Below are 17,032 nucleotides of genomic sequence, written 5' to 3' on the forward strand. Positions count from 1 at the left end.
TTTCTTCGGCTGACTTTACAAATTCCAGAATAGACTCGAGGGAAAATGTTAAATGGCAATATCTGGTGACGACGTAAGAGTTCTTCACGCCTATGCCAAAGGCGCCATGGATCGAGCACACCATCATGCAGGTGAAGTCAAAGGAATAGCTCTCGCTCTCCTCGGTGGGATTATCTGGCGCGGTGATCCCGGCACAATCGAGATAAAGCAATACGACGGTGACCCAGCCCCTTGATCCGGGCCGTTTGGATGTAGAATCCGTTCCTTTTTCTTTCTTGTGATTAGGTTGCGGTCAAGGCCTGCTGAGCGGAGCCCTTGCGTAGCTCAAGCGAAGCAGGCCGGGTTGCACGGTTGAGATTGGCGTAAACGGCTGGGGTCAGCCCGCCAAGCGATGTGTGTGGTCGCTGTGTGTTGTAATCGATCCTCCAGTTTTCGATGATCTTTCGGGCTTCGGCGAGATTGCCGAAGATATGCTCATTCAAACACTCATCTCGCAGACGGCCATTGAAGGATGTGTCGCAAATATTTGGAACGGCCAAATTCAGCGACTTACTGGATACACCTATCCTGCGATTTCGGCGAATAACTGGAAGCCAGACGTCGTATCGCTGGAGAATTGCCGCTTCCTGATCATGTTGGCGACCTCGATGCCGTCCAGAGTAGCCGAGGCGGATCTGAACGATTTGAACCCACACATATGCCGTACGCGACGCTTGATAAATCGATGATCCTGTTCGATCAGGTTATTCAGATACTTGGACCTGACCGTTTGGATTTTGGCTAGGCAGCCGAACCGCTTCAGGATCCTGTTCACCTCTCGAATGCCCGCCGCGTTGGCGCCACTTTTGTCGATGACAATCTTGTTCGGGATTCCATTTGAAGCCAGCGCTTTGCCAAAGAACCTTGCTGCTGCTGGACGGTTCCTGCGCTCAGACAGCATGAAATCAAGAGTATTCCCAGCTTTGTCGACGGCCCGATAGAGGTACTTCCAATTGCCGCGAACACGAATATAGGTTCTTTAATTGAGCAGCAGCTCTCGGTGACTTTATTCCAGTATCGACCACCTGCAAGGTTCTTTCCGAAGTCATCCTGTTGGAGCTCCATCTCGGCGTTCAAGGCATCAACCCCCAAAGGTCTCATGCGCGGTCTGGTTAAATAGCCGCATGTAGATCTCACGGGTTCGGTCGACAGCCTGCCGTGTTGGTCGGTACGGCAACTCGTGTTCGGTTTATCCGCTGTTACGCTGATTATGCCTCCTTCATTTGAAAGGTTGATCCGTTTGTCCAGATGGCGTGCATAAGGACCGCAAGTTTTCTGGCTAAGGCGACAACCGCCTTCTTGTGACTGGTACGGGCTTTGAGAGCCCGAGCCCATCTCTGTAATTCAGATCCTTTGCCCGGTTTTACTCGGTTCAGTAAACTGCTGGCCGCTTCATAGAGCGTAGAACGCAGCATAGGATCGCCCCGTTTCGATATTCGCCCCCCATAGTCGATGTCCCCCGATTGGTAGCGCCGGGAAGTCAGCCCGAGATAGGCTCCGACCGATCTGGATTTCACAAACCGATGCGGGTTGTCGATTGTTGCCACAAAGGTCACAGCGCTCACCGGGCCAACGCCAGGGATCGTCATCAAACGTTGGCAGGCTTCATCGTTTTTCGCATGGCGCGCCATTTCTTTACTCAGAGCTGCCGCTTGCCGCAGCGCGGTTGTGCGCAAGTCGAGCAAAGGCAGGATGATCTTGGATAAGATTGGCCGATCTTTCAGGATCGCGTGGACCCGTTCCTCGTATGTGTGCAGATGCCTTGGCAACCGCTGCCCGAAACTGGCCAAAAGACCGCGGATTGTGTTTTCGACATTCACGCGGGATTTCAATGCCACTTCCCGAGCTTTCAGCAATGCCCGCCGCTCCTGGGCGAGCCGGCTCTTAACCTCTACCTTCCGATAGAACCCCGTGCGCGCCAGCTCTGCTAACATGGCGGCATCATTGGCATCAGTCTTGTTGTGCATCTGGCTGAGAACAGCATGAGCCTGACGGGCGTCGATGCAAACCATCGGCAATCCCCGATCCGAGAGCTCAGTATAGAGCCAGTTCGCCATTCGACCGGTTTCGAGGACGACGCATTTGAGGGAACCAAGGTGTTTGCGCAGCACTTGGAAAATGACATCCGGTTCGGTGACTTTCTTCGCAGCAAACACCGGATCACCGTTCTCGTCGCATAAACAAATAGACGTCTCAGCTTTCGAAACATCCAATCCGACAAAACACTGTTCCATTTTACTCTCCTGTCTTTGTTCCGATGCCATCATGCACCGGCCAAGAGAGCTGCTGGTCAATTACTCAGAGTCTCGTCCATGCGCCACGAACTCAGTGTTGGACGCTTCTTTGACTGCGCACGAGCTGCGACGATCGGCGAGTATTTCACAACCCACCTATTCAATGTGGCATGGTCAACTCGCACACCGCGCTCAGCCATGATCTCTTCCAAGTCACGATAGGACACCGTGTACCGCAGATAGAAGTAAACAGCGTACAAAACTGCATCCTTGGGGAAATGACAGCCCTTTAACGAGATCATGCTCAAAAACCTGTTCGAAAAATTTCGACCAGTACAAACCTCAGATCACGCAGGCTCGTCAACTAGACCCCAGAGTTTGCGACACATCCAGTAGGAGGTAGGCAGAGCTTAGAAAACCGACGTCGGAGAGTTTTCAAAAACCACACGCCGTTGGTACTGCTTTGGCGTTTCTCCGAAGTGATCACGAAAGCGCGCGATGAAATGCGATGTGCTCTGGTAATCCAGTTCGAGAGCGACCTCCGTGACGGTGGTATCGGACGACGACAGCATGCGCGCCGCGCGCCGCATTTTTTCGCGAAACAGCCATTTGCCAGGTGGTATGCCAAACACACGTTTGAAATCGCGGTTGAAGCTTGCAATGGGTCGCCCTGCAATCCGGGCATAGTCGTCCACCGTCAGCATCGGCGCGAAATGCGATTGCATGACATCCCGAATGCCGAACGCACGTTCTTCGCTTTGACTGCGACGCAGAACCTGTCGTGTCTCCTCGATGCCTGCTTGCCCTGCGATGAAGTAGAGAAGCTCCAAAAGTTTCAGCTTCACTACAGCATTTTCCGCGCTCGCCCCTGCATAGACATCATCCATGGAATGCATGAAGGTCGACATTCTCTCGTTCTTACGCAGGCACAGGACCGTGTGGCTTGTCTGCGCCTGCGAGGTTTCCGTGTCTTTCTCGAATTCACGAACCAGCGCGCGGTTGAAAAAGAACAGATATGCTCGCAACGGGCCATCCTCATGCCGGAAATCCGTATGAAACGGCAGGCCAGCGGGGATCAGGACCATGTCACCCGCATTGAGCACAACGTCCGGCTCTCCTTCGACCAACAACCGCTCCTGTCCAGAGATCAGGAAACTCACGCAAGGCTCCGTCAGGATGAAACCGATATTCCTCAAATCGGAAAACGCCGTTTTCTCGTAGACCCGCCCCCAGCGGCCTTGGAGGATCGTGCGGGCCTCGGCAAAATCCTCAAGCCCCTGCGGCAGTATCAAAGCATCCGGGTTCAATTTTGCCTCCTCGTGAAACAACCTGCAGAGAACTGAACAGGATGGCAACAAGCCCAGTCACTGTGACAACTTGTCCAAATGAGTTGATCGAAAACCGCTATCCGCGCGTGCTTCCCGACAGCGGCCTAATGCTCACTCATTCAGATAAGTCCCAATCGACCACTCTTGAAAGGAGACGAAATGAGCATCTGGGTCACACTGGAAATGACGGTGCAAGCCGGAAAATTCGAGGAGCTTCACAGCTTTCTCGAGGACAAACTGCCCGCCGTACGTGGGTTCGACGGCGCCCTGTCCGTTTCCCTGTTCTATGACGAAGGCAGCCGGAAACTGCTGATCCTCGAGGAATGGAAATCCAGGGAGCACCACGGCGCCTATATCGCATCAATCCAAGAAAACGGCGTGATGGCAACGTTGGTCGGGTTCATGACCGCGCCGCCTGAGGTGCAGTATTACGAGCGGATGGTGCTCTGATGCCAGGAACCGAGTTCTCGATAACGCGCCGAGCGGTTGTGCTGTCCGGCGCTGCCGCATTGGCCGCGTCCACCATGCCGGGCGCAAGCTACGCGGCGCGGAATTCCAAAGCCCAGGTGCGCATACAGGTTACACAATGGCCTGCTGGCGCGGTGCCCAACGAGTGGGTCATAGCAAGGCGATCCTCTCGCAGGCATCTCTCCCTGAAGATCCTTGCTTCTGAGGTCGGCGTCATTGCCATAGAGGAGGTGCGCGACGAAACAAAGAGCATCGCCGGGTTTACTCAACTCGAAATCTGAACCAACAAGCCAAGGCGCTAAGCCTTGGCTTGCCTCAACCTCACACCATCACGGGACAAGCATGGAGGAAAAGTGATGTCGTTGTATTCTCTTGGAGCAGCGCTCCTGTCCATTACATGGCTGTGCGTTCATCTGGTTCTCGGAGGCAGAGACGTACTGATCCCGCTTCTGAATACCCCGAACCTCGATCCGGTCGTACGGGACACCCTGTATCTGTGTTGGCATTTCGTCAGCGCCACCATTGCAATCATGGCGGGACTATTTGTCTGGGGCAGCACTTCGAAGAATGCGGCACCAGTCCTTGCCGCATCGATCATAGCCGCTGGGTTTGCAGTGACCGGCATAACCCTAGTAGCAGTAATTGGCGCGAGCCACCTTCAGGTCCCACAGGGTTGGTTGTTCCTTCCCGTGGCCTGCCTTGGTTTCTTCAGTGCGTGGAAAAAGTAACTACGAGCCGTTTGACCACCAACAACTCGGCGACCAACACGCTGCCCAGTTCCGGGCAACCCATCCCCAAATCACACAGGCCGAAAGCAACGTCCTGATCGTCGGGATCGATTTCGCACAACTGCCATGTGGCGGAACCCCCTGGAGGCCAAGCTAGAGATGGGGGCTTTGACCCCGCGCCTATGGCGCTCTCCAGGGTATCACCCGCAAGATGATGGGGTGATTGCGATCAGGGGACTGGAAGGAACCTGATGCAATTCCTGAAGCCGCCATTCGCTCATGGCGCGGCGGATTCAACGAACAAGCCCTCTGCAGAAGTCTCAAAATCTAGCTGCGTGTGCTCGCAGCGCGGATTTTGCCGCATGAGCATCATCCGGAGCTCGGAAATGCGGCACGAAGAGCGGCCATTGGCGTCGGGTTCAGCGAGATTTTACCTGGCAATGAGCGAGACTCGGAAGAAGCAGACTTTTACTACGCAGCTATTGCTCGTGCAGAAATCGTTGGTACTTGCGGCACTAGAAAATAAGCGTCGCAGCGGATCTTGCGTTTTATACCGGTTTTTCGAACGAGCTTCAATTTTCAAGTCATAAGCGCTTTGCAGATAACATCCGTGCCACCCACATCTCAGCTTCCGCCTTGGTTCAGGCGAGTTCGACGGACCTATCTCGGGCGGCTGACAACGTGGCACGAACCAGGTCAGAGAGTGCGCCACTATCTGTCATTACATCCAGTCCGGCAGCGGTCGTGCCGTTGGGACTGGTTACGGTATTGCGAAGGTATTCCGGATTAGCGGTTTGCTCAAGCAGACGTCCGGCTGCAACAACGGTTCCTATGGCAAGATTTCGCGAAGTCTCATCCGGCAATCCCAGGGTCTGCGCGGCTTCGATCATGGCTTCACATAGCGCAAAATAGTAGGCTGGCCCACTCCCTGAGAGAGCTGTGACTGCGTGCAGATCGTCTTCGCGATCAAGCCAGGAGAAGACACCGATCGATGAAAAAAGTGAGGCAACCAGAGCTTTTTGAGATGCCGTTGTGTTTTCGGATGCGAAACCGGCGCTGACCGCGTACCCAACCATGGCGCCTATGTTTGGCATGATTCGAATGACTGCCGGATTGCCAAGTACCGCACCCTGAATGGTGTCAGTTGAAACGTCAGCCGCGACCGAAACCAGAACCGAGTTCGACCCAAGTAAACCCTGCACCGATATTACTGAATCGACCACCATTTGAGGTTTGGTCGCCAGCAAAACCGCATCAGCATTCGTGTATTCGGGAATCTTCGATGCAGTATCGAAGTGCTGATATTTATGACCGGCAAAGATGTCTTCAGGCATCTCGTCGAATGATGGCTTGGTGTGCGGATCAAGTACCAGAAACTGAGTTGGGGTTTCCAGATTTTTCAGCCATCCATACAGCATGGCGCTGCCCATTCGGCCCGCTCCGACAAGAATAACTGTCCGCATCAGAGTACACCTTTGTCGGCGGCGCGCAACGTCGCCATCAATTCGGCGTTCTTGTACCTCTCCAGTGAGAAATCTGAGGCGTAGTCAGGGAGTTCCGCACCTGCGATTGTTGCTGCACAAAGCTCACCAGCCGCACAAGCAGCCATCGTTCCAAAGCCAGACATGGCACAGTTCATGAAAGCGCCGTCCAGCCCCATTTGGCCGATCAGCGGCCAGTTTTCTTCCGTTCGGGTGTACCACCCACCATAATGGTGCATGTTTCGCGGAAGCTTACCGTAATATTGCTTGAGCGCGGGTGTCAGACGTGCCGCGCCACGCAAAACAATGTCGGGATAGTTGTCATCCAGAGGGGGCTCCCATGTTGCCTCTGCCGGAGTTTCATTGAATGCCCACCCCAGTTTGATCCACTGTCCACCGTCACCTCCATCCGGTCTGCAGTGGATTGCGCCTGGCAATTCCTGAGCAAGCCAAGCGAAGTCGGGATCCTGAAGAAGCATTTCTTTCTCATCAGTGTCCCAGTCAATCTCTTGGCTGTCGAGATCAATTGAAAATGGCAAAGCGCGCGGGACCGCGCCCAGCCGATCTTCGAACGCAATTTTCTGCTGAAACGTATTGTAGATGGGGAGTTCGACACCGAGCATTGCAGCGATCTTGCCTGCAAACGGCCCAGCGGCATTGACGACGAGATCTGCTTTAATCTTCTGCGTTCCGTCTGAAGTTAGCACTTCAACCTGGAAGCCATCATGTGAAGATATGCTCTGCACTTCCCCCACAACGCGGTTTGTCCCTAATTCCTTGAGGTAATCGAGCATATACATGCCCAACTGTTGGCCGCTGATATCGCCGCCTCGCCGGATGTGAATGATTGTGGCAACGCCCTGATCGTAACTTGGGAATTTCGACCGTATCAGATCCTGATTTTGCAGGATGTCAACTCCATCCGGAACGCCCCGCCAGTCTGGCTTGTCAAATGGATGATAGGTATTTGACGTGCCCGCGGTGTGATAGCGAAGAAGCCGATCCGCGTCGTCTTTCAGACCATCATGCAGTTGTTGCACCAGCCCGTCGATATTTGCGCTTCGAGTTGCAAGCGCATATCCGCGTCGGTTCAAGTTGATCCGGTTATTGCTGTCTCGCGCAATATCTTCCAACAGATCAATGCTTCGGTTGGTGAACGAAACCATCATCGGATGAGGCCACCAGTTTCGGTAATTTTCACCGGACTGGGCAGAGGTGAAGGACATGGGCTGGTCCCGGTCAATCAACGTGATCCGGGTTGCCCTATGATTTTTCGCCAAGAAATAGGCGGTTGAAATCCCAATGATTCCTGACCCCAGAACAGCGACATGGTTTGTTGATGTGACCACCGGAGTATCCTTTTACTTAATTCCGATTTCGGGCAGAGGCTTATTGCTATGGACGCGCGCGATCTCCAGACGTGACAGGTCGATAGACTGATAGTCCCCTGTCAGCGCCAGTTCAGACAGCGCGCGGCCAACGGCCGGAGCATGCGTGATCCCGTGCCCCGAAAACCCGCATGCCGTGATGATATTGTCGTGGCCAGGTGAGTAGCGACCAATAATCATGTTTCCATCCAATGTGTTCTGGGCGTAGTGGCCGAACCAACTGCGTTGCAGTTTCAACTCTTCGAATTTGGGAACGAGTGCTGCCATCATCGGCCAGATCGTGTCTTCGAAGTAATTAGCAAAGAAACCGGAAAAGATGTCGTCAACAAACCCAAGTTCGATATCAAAGCTTGGGCGGCCTCTGGCAAATCCGTCTCCTTCTGGCCGAAAGAACATGCCACTTTCGTCTTTGACCAGCGGCAGCGGCTCAAGCGCGTGGGCGCATTTCCAGAAATGCTGAACGCGACACATTGGGACAACAGGCAGACGGCCACCGGTCATCTCGGCAAGGGGGGCTACCCATGGACCAGCGGTATTGATGAAAAAACTCGCTTCGATTCGCTGGCCGTTGTCCAACGAAACGGACGTTACCTTGTTCCTGTCGCTGTCGATTCCGGCGACTTTTGCCTTGATATACTGAACCCCGAGATGCTCTGCCGCGCGACGGAACCCCCAAAGCCCCGAATTTGGATCAATCCAGCCATCATCGGGTGTATGGCAACCTAGCACAATGTCATCGCGCTCGATCGAAGGGAAACGCCGGCGCAACTCGGCATAGTCGATCAAGTTGGCATTGACGCCGAGCGAAGACTGCAGCGCCTGATTTCTACGCAAGGTCTCTTCACCATCTTTGGTCACAACAAACAGATAACCCTGCTCGGTGAAGTTGATATCCGGAATGTCCGGAATGTCCGACAACTCCTCTGCAAATCTCTTATAGAAACCGAGGCTGAAAGTAGACATCTGGATGTTTTCCGGGACACTCATTTGCTGGCGTACACCACCCGCACCTTGAGGTGTTGTCGCAAATTCATAGTTTGGATCCGGCTCGATCACGCAAACCGATCCGGCGGCACCGGAACGTGCCAGAAAATAGGCAGCCGCCGACCCCATGATTCCACCACCGATTATTGCGATGTCGTGCTTCATGCCCTTTGGTTCCCTTTTCTTTGGGATATTCAGCCAGTTCATTTGCCAATAACACCAAACCCTTGGCAAGATTTGTATAATAAGTTGACAAAATAGTATACGTTTTGCAAGGATAAAATCCGAAACTGATAATGTTCGGATGATCAAATGACGTTCAGTGCTGCCGATCCCATCTATGATGAGCTAAAGACCCAAATTCTGTCAGGCACCATCAAACCTGGAACGCCGTTGCGACAGGACGAGATCGCCAAGCGCTTTGGCGTCAGCAAGATTCCAGTTCGCGAGGCGCTTAGACGTCTGGAAGTTGACCAGTTGGTGGTTTTCGAGCGTAACAAGGGTGCTGCTGTCCGCGGTTATTCAGAGAGCGAAATCCTACAGCTTTTGGACATCCGGATCGCATTGGAGTGTCGGGCTTTGGAGCTTGCAATCCCAAACATGATCGAAAGCGACTTCCGGGACATGCGCAGATTGTTGTCGGACTATGTAAGACGCACCCAAGTCGCCGAATGGAGCGACGCGAACCTGCGTTTTCACCATATGCTCTATGAGCCATGCGGAAACACGCAACTGCTTTTCATGATCAACGATCTGCAGGCAAAACTGGGACAATATCTGCGGTTATTGGTTTCGACGGCCAGCGGCCTCGAACGCCCCATGCGTGAACATGAAGAAATTCTCGACGCTTGCGAGCAAGGCGACATCAGCACGGCTGTTAGTATGCTGCGTAAACATATTGAGATGACGCAAAAAGAGGTCGCCGCATTCCTGAGGCGGGGCGCATGAGCCATTTCCATCCTTACTCAATGACAGAAATAGGGAGTACCCAAATGAATAAACTATTTAAGCTCGCGATTGCGATGAGCGTCACAGCAGTTGCCGCCACCAGCGCTTCGGCCCAAGAGCGGCAATTCGTCAATATCGGAACCGCCGGGATTGGTGGTGGCTACTACCCGACCGGAGGTTTCATTTGCAACGTATTGAACAAGAGTCGCAATGATCTGGGGCACAACATCCGTTGCACGGTTGAATCGACTGGCGGTTCGGTGGCTAATCTTCGCTCTATCCAAGCAGGCGAAATGGATATCGCAATTTCTCAGTCCGATTGGCAGTACCATTCGTATAACGGTACGTCCAAGTTCGAAGAAGATGGCGCGAATAAAGACCTTCGCTTCCTCTTTTCGCTGCACCTGGATACCGCGCATCTGGTTGCGCGTGCCGATCAGGGCCTGAGCGATTTCTCCGATCTGGAAGGCAAGACCGTCAACATCGGCAATGCGGGTTCCGGCACAGAAGCAACGATGACCTTTGCCCTATCGCGCTACGGTCGTGAGCCGGACACCTTTTTCGGTCAGGCCACGCGTCTAACCTCTCGCGAACAGGCACAGGCGCTTTGCGACGGCAAGATCGACGCCTTCTTCTATACGACGGGTATTACGGCGTCTACGATCACGGAGGCGACCAACACCTGTGACGCGTCCATTCTGAGCTGGAGCGATGAGACCATCGACGCAATGATTGACGAGTTTCCGTACTACGCGCCATCCACAATCCCGGCGGGTACCTATAAAGGGCAGGCAGAGGATGCACAAACCTGGGGTCTCGCCGCAACCGTGGTGGCAACCGCAAACGCGGATGAAGAAGTGGTCTACAATCTGGTCAAGTCCGTGTTCGACAACTTCGAAGACTTCAAGGCGCAATCCACATTGTATACATTTGTCACGCGTGAAGGCGCTGTCGTCAACGGTCAGTCGGCACCGTATCATCCAGGTGCAGAGCGGTACTACCGCGAAGTTGGCCTGCTGAAATAAAACCAAAAAAGTGGAGGGCGCGTCGGTTTGATGCGCCCTTTTTTGCTTCTGGGGGACGGCGACCATGTCGGACAAAACACATCAAGAAGAATTAGAGGACCTGATCGCCGAGAATGATACAGGCGCCCGGGATCCGTCGGGGCTGGCACGAAAAATCATTCTGGGTGTGGCAATCTTTTGGCCGATTTATCAGCTCTATATGGCTTCGCCTCTGCCGTTCACCACCGGGATCGGATTGATTGACGACAGCCAGCAGCGCGCGATCCATCTGGCCTTTGCCTTGTTCCTGGGCTTCCTGACCTTTCCGGCTTTTCTATCGGCACCGCGCAAATACATCCCGCTCTATGACTGGATTTTTGCCCTCCTTGCTACGGGCTGCGCGCTCTATATCCTGGTGTTTTATAGGGACGTGGTTGAAAATGCCGGCGGCATTCGAACCACCGCAGAAACCATCTCCGCAATTCTCGGCATCATACTGGTTCTTGAAATCACCCGCCGAGTGCTCGGCCTGTCACTTGTCATCGTCGCCGCTGTTTTCACGGTCTACGTTTTCGTCGGGCCAATGTTGCCTGAACTGATCTCGCATCGAGGCTTTTCTCTGAACCGGTACGTTGATCACATGTGGCTGACAACCGAAGGCGTCTTTGGCCTGCCGCTCGGTGTCTCCAACAGCTTCATTTTCCTGTTTGTCCTCTTTGGTGCGCTTCTCGACAAAGGAGGGGCCGGAAATTTCTTCATCAAATTGTCATTTTCTATGCTGGGACACCTGCGCGGCGGCCCGGCCAAAGCGGCGGTTGTCTCATCTGGTTTGACAGGTTTGATTTCTGGCTCAGCTATTGCGAACGTTGTGACCACGGGTACGTTTACAATACCTCTTATGAAGCGGATCGGTTTTTCGAGTGAAAAAGCAGGTGCGATTGAGGTTTCATCCTCGATTAACGGTCAGATCATGCCCCCTGTTATGGGAGCGGCTGCCTTTCTGATGACCGAGTTTGTCGGCATCACCTACTTCGAAGTCGTCGTGCACGCATTTGTCCCTGCTATCGTCAGCTATATCGGCCTGTTTTATATCGTTCACCTCGAAGCCGTTAAGGCCAACATGCCGGTTCTTGCCAAAGTTCAGGAAAGTACGCTTCTGCAAAGCTTGGGGCGCTTCCTGTTTGGGTTTGGGGCCGTTGCACTGGTCGCCGGCAGCGTGTACGCGGTTGCAACTGGCCTTGGCGTGGTCGCAGGCGCTTACGCCACGCCTTTAGCTGGGGTTCTGATGATTGGCCTCTATGTCTGGTTGCTCAAGATTGCGGCGCGATACCCAGAGCTTGAGATCGACGACCCCAACGCACCGCTGGTTGAGATTCCAAAGCTTAAACCCACCCTTATGGCAGGCCTGCATTTTACTCTGCCAATCGGGGTTCTCATCTGGTGTCTGATGGTGCAACGGCTCTCCCCGGGTCTCGCCGTGTCTTGGGCCATTATGGTTATGGTTGCGATCATGCTTACCCAGAAACCATTGATGACTCATTTCCGCGGCGAGACCACAGGAGGGCTAAGTGACGGCCTGCGCGAAGGCTTCAGCGATCTCATTCAGGGATTTATTGCCGGGTCTCGCAATATGGTCGGCATTGCCGTTGCCATGGGTGCCGCCGGTATCATCGTCGGCGTCGTCTCCCTAACCGGTCTGGGTCTGTTGATGACCGAGATCATCAATGCGGTGTCGGGCGGCAATGTCATGATCATGCTGCTGTTCACGGCCATCATGTGCATCGTGCTCGGCATGGGCCTGCCCACAACAGCGAACTACATTGTTGTCGCGAGCGTGATGGCGCAGCCGCTGGTCGTGCTGGCGGCACAGAACGGTCTGATCATCCCGCTCTTTGCGGTGCATCTGTTTGTCTTCTACTTCGGCCTGATGTCTGGAACGACGCCACCGGTCGCTGTGGACAGTTTCGCGGGCGCCGCTGTCGCACGCTCAGACCCCATGAAGACCTGCATTCAGGCATTCTACTACTCGCTACGAACCGCGATCCTGCCCTTCATCTTTGTGTTCAATCCAGAGCTTTTGCTGATCGGTGTCGAAAACTGGTGGAGTGCAACGCTCATCATCGTGTCGTCCACTATTGCGATGTGTGTTTTTGGGGCGGCGACACAAGGGTACTTCTTCGTACGCAGTTTCAAGTTGGAAAGCGCGCTGATGATTGTGATTGCCCTATCTCTTCTGCGTCCCGGGTTCTGGCTAGACCGGGTTCAACCGCCGTTTGAAAGGGTGGAGCCTGAAACGATCTATCAAGTCGTCGAAAATGCCGAGAAAGGTGCTCAGATACAGATGCTGATGGAAGGCGAAAATTTCAGCGGAGACATCATCCAGCGTGTTGTGGCCATTCCGCTTGGTGAGACGGGCGCTCTGGGAGAAGACCGCCTGCTTGACGCAACGGGTATGGAAATGCGCTTCGATCCGGAGGGGGTGTTTGTGGACAATGTTGCCTTTGATAGCCCGGCCCAAAAATGGGGTGTGGACTTCGATTGGAAAGTTCTTGAACTCAACAAACCGAACGCTCGACTTGCCAAAGAGTGGTTCTATATCCCGGCATACCTTGCCTTGATGGGGATTATCGGCTGGCAACTGGCACGGCGTCGAAAAAATCAAGAGCAGGTGACCGAAGATGTATGATGATATCCTCGTTCCGATTGACCTCGGACACCCGGAGGCGAGCCATAAGGCCATTCGCTCGGCATGTCAGATTGCAAATGACTACGATGCTGTCCTTCACCTCCTAACGGTCGTTCAGCCCCTCGACAGCTTCACATCGACGTTCTTTCCCTCGGGATTTACGCATGACGCGACTGAAGCTGCACAAAAGGCAATTCACGCTTTCTCGAATGCGCAAGACCTCGCAGGGCTAAAGGTGCACCACGTTGTTGCTCATGGCGCGATCTACGATCAGATCCTGGCCATGGCTGAAAAGGTCGGGGCATCTCTTATTGTCATGGCATCGCACCGTCCTGAACTTAGCGATTATTTGTTGGGGCCAAACGCGGCAAAAGTCGTTCGTCATGCACGTTGCTCAGTCATGATCGTTCGGGAATAGTCGCCCTTGAACGTCCGGAACACAAACGCCGCACCGTTGGTCATGAGCCTGGGTGCGGCATTTTTGGTGACGAATGATGCAGTGGTGAAATCCCTGTCTGGTTCCTTGGCCGTGGCCGACATCATCTTTTTTCGATCTATTGCCATAGTTGCTGTCTGTTCTCTTTTACTAGTCGGCAAGAAGTCAAGGCGACCTGTACGACTAAATCGAGATGTGAGTATTCGCACGTTTTTCACGATTGCCAACGTCTTTGCCTTTGTCGCGGCCATCAGTGTCCTGCCATTTGCCGTGACTGTTTTATTGGACTTTTCAGCGATCTTGTTCGTTGCTGTCCTCTCGCCATTTCTCCTAAACGAACAGTTCTCTGTGTTGCGGATGGTCTATGTATGCATAGGCTTTGTCGGGGCATATCTTATCCTAGCACCCCAGTTCAGCATTTCCGGGTTTGCGGTGCTTTTACCGTTGCTCAGTGGCTTGATGGGCGCTGGCCGTGATCTGTGGACACGCAAGCTGGCCCATCAAGGACCTTCGCCCGCGACTTTGACACTGTATGCTTCCCTATGCATGGTATTTGTATCTCTGTTCGGACTTTCGCAAAACCCGCTTACGGTTTCCATGCCAGACGCTGGCGGTGCCATGCTCGCCGGATCGCTTCAAGCTGCAGCCTTCATCCTGATGGCAAAGGCCTACATGCTTGCAGAAGCCGGCCATGTCGCTCCATTCCGCTTAACTTCTCTGATCTGGACGGTTCTTATCGGTTTCTTTGTGTTTGAAGAAAGTTATTCTCTTCAACAGATTCTCGGGGCGTCCGCTGTCATCGCAAGCCTGATCCTTTGTGTTTTAACCATACCTGCCAGCCAACGGAGGAGCCGATGAACGCGTCTCCCTATCCACGTCTGTTCGACAGTTTTAAACTGAGGCATCTGACGCTTAAAAATCGGATTATCAGCACAAGTCACGCCCCGGCATATGCCGAGAATGGAATACCGGGCGAACGTTACCAATCCTATCACGAAGAAAAGCCAAGGGTGGCCTGTCCATGACGATGTTCGGTGGCGCGTCTTCGGTCTCGGCGGACTCCCCTGCATCCTTTGGACAGTTGAACCTCGGCGATGACCGCGTCGTGGGCTACCTGACGAATTTTGCGAAACGCATTCATAGACACGAAGTCGCACTGATGTGTCAGCTCAGCCACGCAGGCCGCCGGACACGCCCGACCAATGGCAACTGGCTTCCGACAGTGGCCCCTTCCGCCATTCGCGAACCAGCCCATGGTGCAATGCCAAAGGTATTGGAGCCGTCTGACATCCGGAGGATTGTTCACGACTACGCGGCAGCTGCGCGCCGATGCTGCGATGGGGGACTCGACGGGATTGAGCTTCTGGTCTCGGGGCATCTGATCGGTCAGTTCTGGAGCCCGCTGTCAAACAAACGATCAGACGATTACGGCGGTTCCTTCGAGAACCGGCTTCGGTTCGGCATGGAAGTTCTGGAGGCAATTCGCGATGCTGTGCGCGACAATTTCGTTGTGAGCCTGAGATTCACCGCCAATGAGTTTCAGGAAGGTGGCATCACCGAAGACGATGGCATTGCCATCGCCCTAGCACACGCAACGACTGGATTGGTCGATTGCCTCAATGTCTCTGGAGGCGCCAATTGGACCAAGGCGGGTGTTTCCGAAACTGTCCCAAGCATGGCATTCCCATCCGGTCGGTTTATCGAACTGGCGGGCAAGGTACGAGGCGCAACAGGTTTGCCCGTGTTGCACGCTGCGGGTGTCGCGGATCTGGCGACAGCAAACTTTGCAGTGTCAAAAGGGTATGTGGACCTCATCGGCATGACGCGCGCCCAGATCGCTGACCCTCATCTCGTCCGAAAACAATTGCAGGGCAAAGACACCGAAATCCGCCTCTGTGTCGGGGCCGGGTTTTGTATCGATCGCATCTATCGCGGTAATGATGCCTTTTGCGTGCACAACGCTATAACGGGCCGTGAAACGGTTCTGACTCATGACACGAAACCCGCAGAAGTGAAACGCAACATCGTCATCGTCGGGGCCGGTCCGGCGGGGCTGGAAGCGGCCCGAATATGCGCCGAACGCGGACATGCCGTGACTGTCTATGAAGCTCAGTCACACGCTGGTGGTCAGATCAACTATGCGTCTCGCATCCCATGGCGGCAAAATTTACTTGGCATAACACGGTGGCTCTATGACCGCTGCGTCGAACTCGGCGTGAGATTTCGATTTAATTTTCTTGTGGATGCGACCGACTTTGAAGGCGTCACAAAGGACGTTGTGATCTTGGCGACGGGCGGCATTCCAGAAATGGATATCGTGGAAGGCGGCAGCTCTATTGGCAATTCAACCTGGGACATCTTGTCAGGAGAGGTGGCGGTCGCGTCGAGCGTTCTAGTTTATGACGAAACCGGCAGTCAGAGCGGCGTCACAGCAGCAGAATACGCCCTGGCAGCGGGGGCGAAAGTCGAGCTGGTTACACCGGATCGGATGATCGCGGAGGATGTGGGCGTGACCAACCACGCCATTCATCTGCGTAATCTATATGGTGCCGGGGTCAGCATAAAGACGGATGAACGTCTTTCAAAGCTGGCGCGGGACGGAAACCATATCCAGGCCACGTTCCGCAATGAGTATTGCGACAAACAACGTACCCAGACTTTTGACCAAGTAGTTTTAGATGCCGGAACGGTTCCGATGGATGATCTGTATGCTGACCTCGTAACTAAGGCCCTTAACTTGGGCAAATTCGATATTGACGTATTCCTGAATGGCGACACACAACCGAATCTGCCTTCAGGAGAACAGGAAACCGCACCCTATGCTTTGTTCAGAATAGGTGACTGCATATCCGCTCGGGGTATTCACGCCGCGATTTTAGACGCCAACAGACTTTGCAAGCAAATCTAGATGGAAGGACAAAGGATAATGTCATTCTGTGCGCCCGGTTGCTTGTTAATACATGTCTACGGTCGACGGATTGATGCACGCTGACAGGCTGTGGGCAACTCAAATGACAGCCTATCTTATTGCACTGCGGCATGATTGCTAGTGCATGCACCATTACTGTAGCGAAGGGAAGGTTTAAATTCATGCTTCATGTGAAGTTTGAAGGACGGCTTTGGTGACATACGCTGCATCGCGACAATTGTCGTGTTGCACCGCAAAGAAATGCTGCGCCAGCAATAGCCGCGATTGCACAAGTCCGGTTTGTCCCGCTTCTTGCCTATTCAAACGTGGTGCAGCGAATGCCCGGAATGTCCAACGATAAGAGTCCGTCCCAATCGGAACAGACCCAACATTACTCCAA

At 53.8% G+C, this 17,032-nt stretch carries 17 protein-coding genes and 3 pseudogenes; 10 read left to right on the top strand and 10 right to left on the bottom strand.

The genetic code is table 11. The annotated features are described in order from the left end of the window. Positions 1-52: 52 nt before the first annotated feature. On the top strand, positions 53-235 hold the full coding sequence (locus tag ACR0AD_RS20040; protein WP_480489288.1) for a hypothetical protein: 183 nt from the start codon (positions 53-55) through the stop codon (positions 233-235). Positions 236-281: 46 nt separating this feature from the next. Here ACR0AD_RS20040 and ACR0AD_RS20045 read toward each other — a convergent pair. The 5 genes and pseudogenes from ACR0AD_RS20045 to ACR0AD_RS20065 all read right to left on the bottom strand — a co-directional run. Continuing rightward, positions 282-512: pseudogene (locus ACR0AD_RS20045) on the bottom strand (integrase core domain-containing protein); the annotation flags it as partial. 50 nt (positions 513-562) lie between these two features. Next, positions 563-1,015, bottom strand: a pseudogene (locus ACR0AD_RS20050) (IS6 family transposase); the annotation flags it as partial. A 232-nt stretch (positions 1,016-1,247) separates the two neighbouring features. Beyond that, positions 1,248-2,273: an IS110 family RNA-guided transposase gene (locus tag ACR0AD_RS20055; RefSeq protein WP_480489290.1), complete on the bottom strand. Its 1,026-nt coding sequence runs from the start codon at positions 2,271-2,273 to the stop codon at positions 1,248-1,250. 68 nt (positions 2,274-2,341) lie between these two features. Beyond that, positions 2,342-2,575, bottom strand: a pseudogene (locus ACR0AD_RS20060) (IS6 family transposase); the annotation flags it as partial. Positions 2,576-2,683: 108 nt separating this feature from the next. Further along, the gene (locus ACR0AD_RS20065) at positions 2,684-3,580 is read right to left on the bottom strand and encodes a helix-turn-helix domain-containing protein (RefSeq protein WP_480489292.1); all 897 of its coding nucleotides are present in this window, start codon (positions 3,578-3,580) and stop codon (positions 2,684-2,686) included. A gap of 180 nt (positions 3,581-3,760) precedes the next feature. Here ACR0AD_RS20065 and ACR0AD_RS20070 point away from each other — a divergent pair, with 180 nt between their 5' ends. The 3 genes from ACR0AD_RS20070 (at position 3,761) to ACR0AD_RS20080 (ending at position 4,797) form a co-directional block, all read left to right on the top strand. Then, positions 3,761-4,051 (top strand): putative quinol monooxygenase, encoded by a 291-nt coding sequence (locus tag ACR0AD_RS20070; RefSeq protein WP_480489294.1) that lies wholly within the window; start codon positions 3,761-3,763, stop codon positions 4,049-4,051. After that, positions 4,051-4,350, top strand: coding sequence for a hypothetical protein (locus ACR0AD_RS20075; protein WP_480489296.1), 300 nt, complete (start codon positions 4,051-4,053; stop codon positions 4,348-4,350). The genes ACR0AD_RS20070 and ACR0AD_RS20075 overlap by 1 nt, the downstream gene beginning before the upstream one ends. Positions 4,351-4,425: 75 nt before the next feature. After that, a complete protein-coding gene (locus ACR0AD_RS20080; protein ID WP_480489298.1) occupies positions 4,426-4,797 on the top strand; it encodes a hypothetical protein in 372 nt (123 codons plus the stop codon). On the opposite strand, the gene ACR0AD_RS20085 is transcribed toward ACR0AD_RS20080, so the two are convergent. The 4 genes from ACR0AD_RS20085 to ACR0AD_RS20100 form a co-directional block, all read right to left on the bottom strand. Next, positions 4,778-4,993 carry a DUF2958 domain-containing protein gene (locus tag ACR0AD_RS20085; protein ID WP_480489318.1) on the bottom strand — a complete coding sequence of 72 codons (216 nt, stop codon included), beginning with the start codon at positions 4,991-4,993 and terminating at the stop codon, positions 4,778-4,780. The genes ACR0AD_RS20080 and ACR0AD_RS20085 overlap by 20 nt on opposite strands. 445 nt (positions 4,994-5,438) lie before the next feature. Next, positions 5,439-6,260, bottom strand: coding sequence for a pyrroline-5-carboxylate reductase (gene proC / locus ACR0AD_RS20090; protein ID WP_480489300.1), 822 nt, complete (start codon positions 6,258-6,260; stop codon positions 5,439-5,441). Then, on the bottom strand, positions 6,260-7,627 hold the full coding sequence (locus tag ACR0AD_RS20095) for an NAD(P)/FAD-dependent oxidoreductase (protein ID WP_480489302.1): 1,368 nt from the start codon (positions 7,625-7,627) through the stop codon (positions 6,260-6,262). Before ACR0AD_RS20095 ends, proC begins: the two co-directional genes overlap by 1 nt. Positions 7,628-7,639: 12 nt before the next feature. After that, positions 7,640-8,962: an NAD(P)/FAD-dependent oxidoreductase gene (locus ACR0AD_RS20100; protein ID WP_480489304.1), complete on the bottom strand. Its 1,323-nt coding sequence runs from the start codon at positions 8,960-8,962 to the stop codon at positions 7,640-7,642. On the opposite strand from ACR0AD_RS20100, the gene ACR0AD_RS20105 reads away from it, so the two are divergent. From ACR0AD_RS20105 to ACR0AD_RS20130, 6 genes are all read left to right on the top strand, one after another. Further along, on the top strand, positions 8,963-9,598 hold the full coding sequence (locus ACR0AD_RS20105) for a GntR family transcriptional regulator (RefSeq protein WP_480489306.1): 636 nt from the start codon (positions 8,963-8,965) through the stop codon (positions 9,596-9,598). 44 nt (positions 9,599-9,642) lie between these two features. Further along, complete coding sequence (locus tag ACR0AD_RS20110; protein WP_480489308.1) at positions 9,643-10,623, top strand: TAXI family TRAP transporter solute-binding subunit; 981 nt, start codon at positions 9,643-9,645, stop codon at positions 10,621-10,623. Between the two features lie 64 nt (positions 10,624-10,687). Then, a complete protein-coding gene (locus tag ACR0AD_RS20115; protein WP_480489310.1) occupies positions 10,688-13,288 on the top strand; it encodes a TRAP transporter permease in 2,601 nt (866 codons plus the stop codon). Next, positions 13,281-13,706 (top strand): universal stress protein, encoded by a 426-nt coding sequence (locus ACR0AD_RS20120; protein ID WP_480489312.1) that lies wholly within the window; start codon positions 13,281-13,283, stop codon positions 13,704-13,706. Before ACR0AD_RS20115 ends, ACR0AD_RS20120 begins: the two co-directional genes overlap by 8 nt. Before the next feature lie 42 nt (positions 13,707-13,748). Next, positions 13,749-14,582, top strand: coding sequence for a DMT family transporter (locus ACR0AD_RS20125; RefSeq protein WP_480489314.1), 834 nt, complete (start codon positions 13,749-13,751; stop codon positions 14,580-14,582). A gap of 127 nt (positions 14,583-14,709) precedes the next feature. Beyond that, on the top strand, positions 14,710-16,632 hold the full coding sequence (locus tag ACR0AD_RS20130; protein ID WP_480489320.1) for an oxidoreductase: 1,923 nt from the start codon (positions 14,710-14,712) through the stop codon (positions 16,630-16,632). Positions 16,633-16,812: 180 nt separating this feature from the next. Here ACR0AD_RS20130 and ACR0AD_RS20135 read toward each other — a convergent pair. Further along, a partial coding sequence (locus tag ACR0AD_RS20135) for a hypothetical protein (protein ID WP_480489316.1) occupies positions 16,813-17,032 on the bottom strand: 220 nt, incomplete at its 5' end.

The sequence above is a fragment of the Ruegeria sp. BH8 genome, assembly GCF_056538065.1.

Coding starts and splice junctions, on each gene's coding strand:
- ACR0AD_RS20080 (WP_480489298.1), top strand. CDS start 4,426: ATGTCGTTGTATTCTCTTGGAGCAGCGCTCCTGTCCATTACATGGCTG.
- ACR0AD_RS20055 (WP_480489290.1), bottom strand. CDS start 2,273: ATGGAACAGTGTTTTGTCGGATTGGATGTTTCGAAAGCTGAGACGTCT.
- ACR0AD_RS20040 (WP_480489288.1), top strand. CDS start 53: ATGGCAATATCTGGTGACGACGTAAGAGTTCTTCACGCCTATGCCAAA.
- ACR0AD_RS20120 (WP_480489312.1), top strand. CDS start 13,281: ATGTATGATGATATCCTCGTTCCGATTGACCTCGGACACCCGGAGGCG.
- ACR0AD_RS20125 (WP_480489314.1), top strand. CDS start 13,749: ATGAGCCTGGGTGCGGCATTTTTGGTGACGAATGATGCAGTGGTGAAA.
- ACR0AD_RS20070 (WP_480489294.1), top strand. CDS start 3,761: ATGAGCATCTGGGTCACACTGGAAATGACGGTGCAAGCCGGAAAATTC.
- ACR0AD_RS20110 (WP_480489308.1), top strand. CDS start 9,643: ATGAATAAACTATTTAAGCTCGCGATTGCGATGAGCGTCACAGCAGTT.
- ACR0AD_RS20115 (WP_480489310.1), top strand. CDS start 10,688: ATGTCGGACAAAACACATCAAGAAGAATTAGAGGACCTGATCGCCGAG.
- ACR0AD_RS20105 (WP_480489306.1), top strand. CDS start 8,963: ATGACGTTCAGTGCTGCCGATCCCATCTATGATGAGCTAAAGACCCAA.
- ACR0AD_RS20075 (WP_480489296.1), top strand. CDS start 4,051: ATGCCAGGAACCGAGTTCTCGATAACGCGCCGAGCGGTTGTGCTGTCC.
- proC (WP_480489300.1), bottom strand. CDS start 6,260: ATGCGGACAGTTATTCTTGTCGGAGCGGGCCGAATGGGCAGCGCCATG.